The sequence below is a fragment of the Streptomyces sp. NRRL S-31 genome, from assembly GCF_000718775.1.
Classification (GTDB): Bacteria; Actinomycetota; Actinomycetes; order Streptomycetales; family Streptomycetaceae; genus Streptomyces.
Genome location: NZ_JOCB01000160.1, coordinates 1 through 9,720, shown reverse-complemented (window position 1 = coordinate 9,720; position 9,720 = coordinate 1). Strand labels below are relative to the sequence as shown.

Below are 9,720 nucleotides of genomic sequence, written 5' to 3'. Positions count from 1 at the left end.
CCGCCGGCGGTGCCGTCGGGCCGCGGCCCGGGCCGCCGGGTCCGCCGCCCCGCACCGCCGTCCTGGCGCGGTCGGCCACCGCCGTCAGCGGGCGGGCCACGTCCTCCAGGGAGCGCCGTTCGGCGTTCACCGCCAGGACCACCGCGACCAGACCGGCCGCGCACATCAGCGCCGCGCCGACGCAGAAGGCGAGGACCGTGTCACCGACCCTGCCGGTGGAGGTGAGGTCCGCGAAGAGCAGCGGGCCGCTGATGCCGCCGGCCGCCGTGCCCAGGGCGTAGAAGAAGGCGATGGACATCGCCCGGGTCTCCATCGGGAAGATCTCCGACACCGTCAGGTAGGCGCTGGAGGCGCCCGCCGAGGCGAAGAACAGCACCGCGCACCAGCAGGCGGTCAGCGTGCCCGCGCTCAGCGCGCCCCGGTCGAACAGCCACGCCGTGCCGAACAGCAGCAGACCCGACAGCAGGTACGTCGAGGAGATCATCACGCGCCGACCGACCGTGTCGAAGAGCTTGCCGAGCAGCAGCGGGCCGCAGAAGTTGCCGACCGCGATCACCGCGAAGTAGTAGCCGGTGCGGTCGGCGGGCACGTCGAAGAACTTCGTCAGGATCGCGCCGAACCCGAACGTGATGGCGTTGTACAGGAACGCCTGGCCGATGAAGAGGGAGAAACCGAGGACGGCACGCTTGCGGTACCGGCCGAAGACCGTGCGGGCGATCTCCAGGAACGTCACGTTCTTGCGCTGGTGGATCTCCAGCTCGCCCCGCGGCTCGGGCAGCCGGCCGCCCTTCTCCGCCTCCACCCGCCGTTCGATGCCCGAGACGATCTCCTCCGCCTCCGCGTCCCGGCCGTGGATCAGCAGCCAGCGCGGACTCTCCGGTACGTGCCGCCGGACCAGGAGGATGACCAGTGCCAGGACCGAGCCGAGGGCGAACGTCAGCCGCCAGCCGACGTTCGCGGCCAGCAGGTCCGTGTTCAGCGCGACGATCGACAGCAGGGAACCGCCGACCGCGCCCAGCCAGAAGCTGCCGTTGATGATCAGGTCGACCCGGCCGCGGTGGTCCGCCGGGATCAGCTCGTCGATCGCGGAGTTGATCGCCGCGTACTCACCGCCGATGCCGAAGCCGGTCAGGAAGCGGAACAGGAAGAACCACCAGGCCTCCCAGGAGACGGCCGTCAGCGCCGTCGCGGCCAGGTACACCGCCAGGGTGATCATGAACAGGTTCTTGCGGCCGAAACGGTCCGTCAGGCGGCCCCAGAACAGGGCGCCGACGCAGGCACCCGCCACGTACAGGGCCGCCGCGACACCGGTGATCTGCCCGGAGGAGATCGACAGGCCGCTGCCGGGCTCCGAGAGCCGGCTGGCGATGTTGCCGACGACCGTGACCTCCAGGCCGTCGAGGATCCACACGGTGCCGAGCCCGATCACGATCGTCCAGTGCCAGCGGGACCAGGGCAGACGGTCGAGACGGGCGGGGATGTCGGTCGTGATGGTCCGGCCGGATTCCGGCGACGGCGCTTCGGCTGAAGTGCTCATGGGCTCCCTCCTCCAAGGACGGGTATCGGGTGCCCTCGCCGTGCCGTAATAGGCCGGACACGAACCGCTCGGGCCCCCGGCGGGCCCGCGCGCCCCGGCAGGGGACGGCCGGTCAGGCCCCCAGTCCGCGCGAGACCGCGTAGATCAGCAGTCCCGCCAGCGACCCCACCACCGTGCCATTGATCCGGATGAATTGCAGGTCGCGGCCGATGTGCGCCTCGATCTTCCGGGTGGTGTGCTCGGCGTCCCAGCCCGCCACGGTGTCCGTGATCAGCGACGTGATCTCCTTGCGGTACGTCGTCACCACGTGCACCGCCGCGCCCTCCACCCAGTTGTCGACCTTGCCCTGCACCTTCGGCTCCGTCGCCATCCGGGTCCCGAGCGACAGCAGCGCCGCCCGCACCCGCTGCCGCAGCTGGCTCCGCTCGTCCTCCGCCGCCGCCACGATCATCGACCGTACGGCCGTCCAGGCGGACGCGATCAGATCCTGCACCTCGCCCCGGCCCAGCACCTCGCTCTTCAGCCGCTCCACCCGTGCCCGGGTGTCCGTGTCCGACTGGAGGTCGGCGGCGAAGTCGGAGAGGAACCGGTCCAGCGCGCCCCGCGCCGGATGCGCGGGCATGTCCCGCATCTCCGTGACGAACCGCAGCAGCTCCTTGTAGACCCGCTCACCGACCTTCCGGTCCACGAACCGCGGGGTCCAGCCCGGCGCGCCGCCCTCCACCGCCCCCATCACGTCGTCCCGGTGCAGCACCAGCCAGTCGTGCGCGCGCGCCACCACCAGATCGACCGCCCGCCGGTGCCCGCCGTCGGCGACGATCTTCTCCAGCGTCTTGCCGATACCCGGTGCGATCTCCCGGGCGTTGGCCCGCCGGGTGACCGCCTCCCCCACCACCGCCTGCACATCCGAGTCGCGCAGCACGGTCAGCGCGCCGCGCAGGGCGGTGGCCAGCTCCTCCGTCACCCGGTCCGCGTGCTCCGGCTCCGCCAGCCACACACCGAGCCGGCTGCCGATGCCGACGGCGCGCAGCCGTTGCCGCACCACGTCCCCGGAGAGGAAGTTCTCCCCGACGAACTCGCCCAGCGAGACACCCAGCTGATCCTTCTTGGTGGGGATGATCGCGGTGTGCGGGATGGGCAGCCCCAGCGGATGCCGGAAGAGCGCCGTGACCGCGAACCAGTCGGCGAGCGCGCCCACCATGCCCGCCTCGGCCGCCGCCGCCACATAACCGGCCCACGCCCCCGCGCCCGCGTTCCCGGCCGCCTTCGCCACGACGTAGACCACCGCGACGAACAGCAGCAGCCCCGTCGCCGTCAGCTTCATGCGCCGCACCCCGCGCCGGCGCTCCTCGTCGGCCGGGGTGAACGCCGTCATGGTGCGGTACGACGCGGCCCGCCTCGGTGTTCCCGTCTCCGTTGGTTCCATCAGCTCCACCCGCTCGGTGATCCCGCCCACAATTGTCCCTTCCTGACCGACTCCCGGAACAGAACAGGAGTTCCCGGCGTCTTGTCAGAGCGGGAGGGATGGCAGGGTCCTGTCAGGTCTCCCCGGGCCCGCGACACATCGTGGGCCCGGCACCACCGGGAGCCCGGGCTCCCTCTGTCGAGGAGAACAACACAAGCGTGACCAAGCCTCATGGTTATGCCGTCCTGAGCGCGCTCGTCGCCCTCGTCGTGGCCCTGTCCGCCGCCATATACGTCACCGTCGCCGCCGACGGCCGCGACGGCACCGGCACCCTCGCCGGCGGCCGCCCGCTCCACGGCTCCGCCGCCCCCGCCTCCACTGGAACCTGGGTCGGCGCCTGGGCCACCGCCCCGGTCGGCGGCGAACCCGGCACCGGGACGACCGGCCTGGCCGGCCACTCCGTCCGCAACGTGGTGCACACCAGCGTCAGCGGTACGAGTGCCCGCGTCACGCTGTCCAACCTCTACGGCCGCTCCCCCCTCACCATCAGCCACGCCTCCCTCGCGCTGGCCGCCGGCGACGGCACCGCCGCGGCCGACCCGGCGACCATGCGACGCCTCACCTTCGGCGGCGCCACCAGCACCGTCCTGCCCCCCGGCGGACAGACCGTCAGCGACGCCGTCACCCTCACCCTGCCGCACGGCGCCGACGTCCTGGTCACCACCTACTCCCCCACTCCCTCCGGGCCGGTCACCTACCACCCGCACGCCCGGCAGACCTCCTACCTCGCCGCCGGCGACCGCACCGAGGACGCCACCGGCGCCCCCTACACCGAACAGACCCCCTACTGGCGCTACCTCACGGCCCTCGACGTCCTCAGCAACGAAGCCGCCGGCACCGTCGTCGTCTTCGGCGACTCCATAACCGACGGCATCACCTCCACCACCGGCGCCAACCACCGCTGGCCCGACATCCTCGCCGACCGGCTGCGCGGCGCCCTGGAGAGCGGCCGGCGGCTGCCCCGCTACAGCGTCGTCAACGAGGGCATCAGCGGCAACCAGGTCCTCGCCGACCGGCTCGCCGGTCCCGGCGCCCCGACCGCCACGCGGGGGGACACCCCCGTCGCCGAGAACCAGAGCGGCCTCGGCCGCTTCGGCCGCGACGCCCTCACCCGCACCAACGCCAAGGTCGTCGTCATCGACCTCGGCGTCAACGACATCCTGCGCAACCGCCGGCTCGCCGACCCCGACCGGGTCGTCACCGGTCTGCGCACCCTCGTCCGCCAGGCACACGCCCGCGGCCTCAAGGTCGTCGGCGCCACCCTCATGCCCTTCCAGGGCCACCGCGGCTACACCCCGGCCCGCGAAGCCGTACGCCGGGAGATCAACGCCCGGATCCGCGCGGGCGGCGTGTACGACGCGGTCGTCGACTTCGACAAGGCGCTGCGCGACCCCTACGACCCGCGCCGGCTCCGTCCCGAGTACGACTCCGGCGACCACCTGCACCCCAGCGACCTGGGCTACCGCACCATGGCCGAGACCTTCGACCTCGGCACGCTCGACGGCGCGGGCCAGACGGAGCTGTGACGGGCCGCGCGGCCCCACGGGCGGCGGACGGGGAACGGCGAGGAATACTGACGGACATGACCCGCTTGATCCTCGCCACCCGCAACGCCGGAAAGATCACCGAGCTGAGGGCGATCCTCGCCGACGCCGGACTCCCCCACGAACTGATCGGTGCCGACGCCTTCCCGGAGATCCCCGACGTCAAGGAGACCGGTGTCACCTTCGCCGAGAACGCCCTGCTGAAGGCCCATGCGCTCGCCCGGGCGACCGGTCTGCCCGCCGTCGCCGACGACTCCGGCCTCTGCGTCGACGTCCTCGGCGGCGCCCCCGGCATCTTCTCCGCCCGCTGGGCGGGCCGCCACGGCGACGACAAGGCCAACCTGGACCTGCTCCTCGGCCAGCTCTCCGACATCGCGGAGGAGCACCGGGGCGCCCACTTCGCCTGCGCGGCGGCCCTGGCGCTGCCGGACGGCACGGAGCGCGTGGTCGAGGGCCGGCTGCGGGGCGTCCTGCGGCACGCCCCGGCGGGCACGAACGGCTTCGGCTACGACCCGATCCTCCAGCCGGAGGGCGAGACGCGGACCTGCGCCGAGCTGAGCCCCGAGGAGAAGAACGCGATCAGCCACCGGGGGAAGGCGTTCCGGGCGCTGGTGCCGGTGGTGCGGGAGCTGCTGAGCTGAGCACGACGAAGGGGCCGCCCGGACGGACGGCCCCTCACGGGTGCGGCCGGTGGGACTCGAACCCACACGGGATTTCTCCCACGGGCACCTAAAACCCGGGCGTCTGCCTGTTCCGCCACGGCCGCCCCGAAACGGACAGCCGACCTGCCTGCCGTTTCGCCTGGCTCAGTGTACGGGGCCGCACCTCTCGGTGTCCGCCGCCTCGGGCACCAGGGACCGGTAACGGCGTGGCAGTTGGGGCTCGGCGACCGGAAGTGCTCAGACGCCGAGATCCTTGATGATCTTCGCTACATGGCCCGTCGCGCGGACGTTGTACAGGGCGCGTTCGACCTTGCCCTGCTCGTCCACGACGATCGTGGAGCGGATGACGCCCAGGTACGTCTTGCCGTAGTTCTTCTTCTCGCCGTAGGCGCCGTACGCCTCGGTGACCTTCTTGTCCGGGTCGGCGAGCAGGGTGACCCTCAGGGATTCCTGCTCGCGGAACCTGGCCAGTTTCTCCGGGGTGTCCGGGGAGATGCCGATGACGTCGTAGCCGGCGCCGGCCAGGAGTTCCAGGTTGTCCGTGAAGTCGCAGGCCTGCTTGGTGCAGCCGGGGGTCAGGGCGGCGGGGTAGAAGTAGACGATGACCTTGCGGCCCTTGTGGTCCGCCAGGGACACCTCGGTGCCGTCCGCGTCGGGAAGGGTGAAGGCGGGGGCCACGTCCCCCGGCTGGAGTCGCTCACTCATCGGGCCAGCGTAACCGGGGGCCCTTGCGGTGCGCCGGGGGCAGGAGCTGACAGACTGTTCGGGACAGCATCAGGAGACTTCGGAGGCCGTACGGTGGCGGACACGTCGGACACCAGAACCCCGGCGCAGATCGAGGCGGACATCAAGCGCCGCCGCGAAGTGCTGGCCGAGACGCTCGACGAGATCGGGGTGCGCGTGCATCCGAAGACCATCGTCGGGGACGCGAAGGCGAAGGTCGTCGCGAACGTCGATCACACGGTCGGGCGGGCGTACGTGCAGGTGAACCGCGCCGTAAGCGAGGTGCGGGCACGCTTCGTGGACGACGAGGGGGCGCCTCGGCTGGAGCGGGTCGTGCCGGTGGCGCTGGTCGTCGTGGGGGTCGTGGGGCTGCTCGCCCTGGGGGCCCGGCGGCGCAGGGACTGACCGGGACAGGTAGGTTCGAGGCGTGAGCGCCAAGAGAAACGAGCACAGCACTCCCCACCACGAGAAGCTGCCCATCCGGATGCTGCACGACCGGGTCCTGGTGCGGCAGGAGGCCGGTGAGGGTGAGCGGCGGTCGGGGGGCGGCATCCTGATCCCCGCCACCGCGGCGGTGGGACGGCGACTGGCCTGGGCCGAGGTCGTCGCGGTCGGTCAGAACGTACGGACGGTGGAGCCCGGTGACCGGGTTCTGTTCGATCCGGAGGACCGGGCGGAGGTGGAGGTGCGGGGTGTGGCGTACGTGCTGATGCGCGAGCGCGATCTGCACGCCGTCGCGGCCGACCGGTTCGAGGGGTCGGAGGACTCCACGGGGCTGTACCTCTAGCGGGAGCGCGGCCTTCGGCCGAGAACACGGTGAAGAGGGCCGGTGACCATGGTCACCGGCCCTCTTCACCGTGTCTTTGCTATGTTCGGAAGGAACCCGACGAGACGCGCCGTACCGGGTCGAAGGCAAAGACGACGCACCCCGGAGAGAGAAGTCGTCGTGTCTCGAAAGGTGCCTGTCATGGCCTGGGTTCTGCTTGTCGTCGCCGGTCTGCTGGAGGTCGGCTGGTCGATCGGGATGAAGTACAGCGAGGGTTTCACCCGGCTGGTCCCGAGTCTGTTCACCGGCGTCGGCATCGTCGCCAGCATGGTCCTGCTGTCGTACGCCGCGAAGTCCCTGCCCATCGGTACCGCCTACGGCGTGTGGGTGGGTATCGGCGCGGCCGGTGCGGCGGTGCTCGGCATGGTGGTGCTCGGTGAGCCGGTCACCGCCGCCCGGATCTTCTTCGTGTGTCTGCTGCTGGTCGCCGTGGTGGGGCTGAAGGCGACCAGCGGTCACTGAGCGACGGGCGGGTCAGAAGCCGGGGCCGCCCCCGGGGCCGGTGGGGGTGCCGGTGGCGCCCCCCGCGTCGGTGCCTCCGCCGGGGGTGCCACCGCCGGTCGCCGCCCCGCCACCGGCCGGATCGCCGCCCGTGGTGGTGCCGCCGTCGGTGGCCGCGCCGCCGCCGGTCGTGTCCCCGCCGGTGGTGGGGGCGCCGCCGCCCGTGGTGGCACCGCCGTCCGTCGAGGTGCCGCCGGTGGTCGTGCCGCCGTCCGTCGGGGTACCGCCGGTGGTCGTGCCGCCGTCCGTCGGGGTGGCGGTCGCGCCGCCGGTGTCCTGGCCGCCGTCGGTGGCGGTGCCGCCGGCGTCCTGGCCGCCGTCGGTGCCGGGTTCGGCGGTGCCGGTGGCGGGGGGCTCCTGGACCCGGTCGGCACCCTGCTGGAGCCGGAGGTCGAAGTCGGCGGCCGGCTTGCCCTTCAGCGCGTCGCGCGTGTACTGGGCCCAGATCTCGGTGGGCGGGCCGCCGCCGTTCATACGGGGCGCGCCGAGGGCGCCGTACAGCGGCATGTGCTTGGCGGTCACCGGGTCCTGGCCCATGACGGAGACCACGGTGGCCAGGTCGGGGGTGTAGCCCGCGAACCAGGCGGCGGTGTCGCTCTCGGCGGTGCCGGTCTTGCCGGCCGCCGGACGGCCGGCGCCCTGTGCGGCGGTGGCGGTGCCGCTCTGGACCACGCTCCGGAGGACGGAGGTGGTGGTGTCGGCGGCCTCCCGGCTGACGGCCTGCTTGGCGGACCCGCCGGGCAGCTTGATCTCGTCCCTGCCGTTGGTGATCTTCTCGACCAGCGTGTACGTGCCGTGCTTGCCGTGGTTGGCGAGCGTGGCGTAGGCCTCCGCCATCTCCAGGACGCTGGCGGTGGCGGTGCCCAGCGCGATGGACGGGTACGGCTGGAGGTCCGGGGTGTCGGCGGGCACGCCGAGGTCGATGGCGGTCTGCTTGACCTTGGCGGGGCCGACGTCGACGGCCATCTGGGCGTACACCGAGTTCACCGAGAGGTCGGTGGCCTTGCGGACGGTGGTCGGGCCGTAGGAGCGCTGGTCCTCGTTCTCGGGGGCGTAGGCGCCGCCGCTCCAGCCCTGGACCGGCCGCTCGTTGGTGCCGTCGTAGACGGTGTTCGGGGTGATCGCGCGGCCGTCCTGGGTGGTCGAGCCGTTCTCCACCGCGGAGGTGAACACGAACGGCTTGAACGTGGAGCCGACCTGGAAGTCACCGCGGGTGGCGCCGTTGGTGTACTGCTTGACGTAGTCGATGCCGCCGTACAGGGCGACGACCTTGCCGGTCTTGGGGTCGACGGAGGCGCCGCCGGCCCGTACGTAGGTGTCGGCCTTGCGGTTCTTCTTGTCCAGCTTGCTCATCAGCCGGTCGTCGACGGCCTTGACGAAGGCGTCCTGCCGGTTCTTCTGGATGGTGGTGGTGATGCGGTAGCCGCCGGCCGCGAGGTGGTCGGTGTCGATGATGTCGTTGCCGGTCAGGTACTGCTTGACCGCCTCGACGAGGTAGCCGCGCTGGCCGGACATGCCGGTGGAGACGGTCTGCTCCTTCGGCATGGGGAACTTCATGCCGGTGCGCTCGGACTCGTCCAGCCAGCCCTTCTTGACCATGCCGTCGAGGACGTAGTTCCAGCGGGCGAGGGCCGCCTTCCTGTTCTCCGGGTGGGCGACGACGTCGTACTCGCTGGGCGCGTTGACGAGCGCGGCGAGGTAGGCGGCGCGGGCCGGGTCGAGGTCGACGGCGTCCCTGCCGTAGTAGGCCTGGGCCGCGGCCTGGATGCCGTAGGCGTTGCGGCCGAAGTAGCTGGTGTTGAGGTAGCCCTCCAGGATCTCGTCCTTGGACTTGGTCTGGTCGAGCTTGATGGCGATGAAGAATTCCTTGGCCTTGCGGGTGACCGTCTGTTCCTGCGCCAGGTAGTAGTTCTTCACGTACTGCTGGGTGATGGTGGAGCCGGACTGCTTGCCCTTGCCGGTGGCGGTGTTCCAGCCGGCGCGGAGCATGGCCTTGGGGTCGACGGCGGACTCGGTGTAGAAGTCGCGGTCCTCGGCGGCCAGGACGGCGTGCTGGGCGGCCTTGGAGACCTGGTCGAGGCTGACGTTCTCGCGGTTGACCTCGCCGTCGCGGGCCAGCTGCGACCCGTCCGCGTAGAGGTAGACGTTGCTCTGCTTGGTCGCGAAGGCGTTGGCCGGCGGGATCTTGACCATGGAGTAGCCGAGGAAGAAGAGGCCCACGAGCAGGAGTACGCCGACGAAGAAGGTGCCGAGCAGCATCCGCCAGGTGGGAAGCAGCCGCCGCAGTCCGGTCCGCTTGGGGCGCTTGCCCTTCTTGGCCTTCTTGGCCTTCTTGCCGTCGCCCGCGGTGGTCTCGGCGTCGGCGGCGGCGAGGGCGGTGGTCTCGGCCTCGGGAGCCGCCGGCTTCGGCACGGTGGTGTCCGTCGCCGCGCGGGTGGCGCCGCCGGCACCGCCCTGCGCGC

At 71.8% G+C, this 9,720-nt stretch carries 9 protein-coding genes, 1 tRNA gene and 1 riboswitch; of the genes, 5 read left to right on the top strand and 5 right to left on the bottom strand.

All coding sequences use genetic code 11. The features are described 5' to 3' along the window. On the bottom strand, positions 1-1,537 hold a 1,537-nt coding region (locus IF37_RS0136995), incomplete at its 3' end, for an MFS transporter (protein WP_030753592.1). Between the two features lie 112 nt (positions 1,538-1,649). Beyond that, a complete protein-coding gene (locus IF37_RS0136990) occupies positions 1,650-2,963 on the bottom strand; it encodes a DUF445 domain-containing protein (RefSeq protein ID WP_173457108.1) in 1,314 nt (437 codons plus the stop codon). A 197-nt stretch (positions 2,964-3,160) separates the two neighbouring features. Between IF37_RS0136990 and IF37_RS0136985 the strand changes: the two genes are divergently transcribed. Next, complete coding sequence (locus tag IF37_RS0136985) at positions 3,161-4,528, top strand: SGNH/GDSL hydrolase family protein (protein ID WP_030753588.1); 1,368 nt, start codon at positions 3,161-3,163, stop codon at positions 4,526-4,528. A 56-nt stretch (positions 4,529-4,584) separates the two neighbouring features. Beyond that, on the top strand, positions 4,585-5,187 hold the full coding sequence (gene rdgB, locus IF37_RS0136980; protein WP_030753585.1) for an RdgB/HAM1 family non-canonical purine NTP pyrophosphatase: 603 nt from the start codon (positions 4,585-4,587) through the stop codon (positions 5,185-5,187). A gap of 41 nt (positions 5,188-5,228) precedes the next feature. Here the strand turns inward: rdgB and IF37_RS0136975 are convergent. Beyond that, positions 5,229-5,312, bottom strand: a tRNA-Leu gene (locus IF37_RS0136975). Between the two features lie 133 nt (positions 5,313-5,445). Then, entirely contained in the window at positions 5,446-5,913 is a 468-nt protein-coding gene (gene bcp, locus IF37_RS0136970) for a thioredoxin-dependent thiol peroxidase (RefSeq protein WP_030753582.1), read from the bottom strand. Positions 5,914-6,006: 93 nt separating this feature from the next. Between bcp and IF37_RS0136965 the strand changes: the two genes are divergently transcribed. From IF37_RS0136965 to IF37_RS0136955, 3 genes are all read left to right on the top strand, one after another. After that, positions 6,007-6,336, top strand: coding sequence for a DUF3618 domain-containing protein (locus tag IF37_RS0136965; protein WP_030753579.1), 330 nt, complete (start codon positions 6,007-6,009; stop codon positions 6,334-6,336). A 22-nt stretch (positions 6,337-6,358) separates the two neighbouring features. Next, positions 6,359-6,718: a co-chaperone GroES gene (locus IF37_RS0136960; protein WP_030753576.1), complete on the top strand. Its 360-nt coding sequence runs from the start codon at positions 6,359-6,361 to the stop codon at positions 6,716-6,718. A gap of 68 nt (positions 6,719-6,786) precedes the next feature. Beyond that, a riboswitch (guanidine-III (ykkC-III) riboswitch) is annotated at positions 6,787-6,859 on the top strand. A gap of 39 nt (positions 6,860-6,898) precedes the next feature. Then, positions 6,899-7,219 carry a multidrug efflux SMR transporter gene (locus tag IF37_RS0136955; protein ID WP_030753573.1) on the top strand — a complete coding sequence of 107 codons (321 nt, stop codon included), beginning with the start codon at positions 6,899-6,901 and terminating at the stop codon, positions 7,217-7,219. Between the two features lie 12 nt (positions 7,220-7,231). Here the strand turns inward: IF37_RS0136955 and IF37_RS0136950 are convergent, their stop codons facing one another. After that, the gene (locus IF37_RS0136950) at positions 7,232-9,670 is read right to left on the bottom strand and encodes a transglycosylase domain-containing protein (protein ID WP_052845583.1); all 2,439 of its coding nucleotides are present in this window, start codon (positions 9,668-9,670) and stop codon (positions 7,232-7,234) included. Positions 9,671-9,720 lie beyond the last annotated feature (50 nt).